At 45.5% G+C, this 490-nt stretch carries 1 protein-coding gene; it reads left to right on the plus strand.

Features of this window, described 5'->3' with window-relative positions; all coding sequences use genetic code 11:
* Positions 1 to 490: GTP-binding protein (locus ACNARN_RS18635; RefSeq protein WP_416303691.1), on the plus strand; the 490-nt coding region annotated here is incomplete at both ends.

The following is a 490-nucleotide window of genomic DNA, read 5'->3' on the forward strand; positions in this document are numbered from 1 at the left end:
TGTCTAAAGAAAAATTTGAACGTTCAAAACCGCACGTTAACGTTGGTACTATCGGCCACGTTGACCACGGTAAAACAACTCTGACTGCTGCAATCACTACAGTTTTAGCTAAAACTTACGGTGGTTCTGCTCGTGCATTCGATCAAATCGATAACGCACCAGAAGAAAAAGCTCGTGGTATCACCATCTCTACTTCACACGTAGAATATGACACTCCAAGCCGTCACTACGCACACGTAGACTGCCCAGGTCACGCCGACTATGTTAAAAACATGATCACAGGTGCTGCGCAAATGGACGGAGCTATCCTGGTTGTTGCTGCGACTGATGGCCCAATGCCACAAACTCGTGAGCACATCCTGTTAGGTCGTCAGGTTGGTGTTCCTTACATCATCGTATTCCTGAACAAATGTGACATGGTAGATGATGAAGAGTTACTGGAATTAGTAGAAATGGAAGTTCGTGAACTTCTGTCTCAGTACGATTTCCC

This window comes from Proteus sp. TSJ240517 (genome assembly GCF_047921575.1).
Lineage (GTDB): Bacteria > Pseudomonadota > Gammaproteobacteria > Enterobacterales > Enterobacteriaceae > Proteus.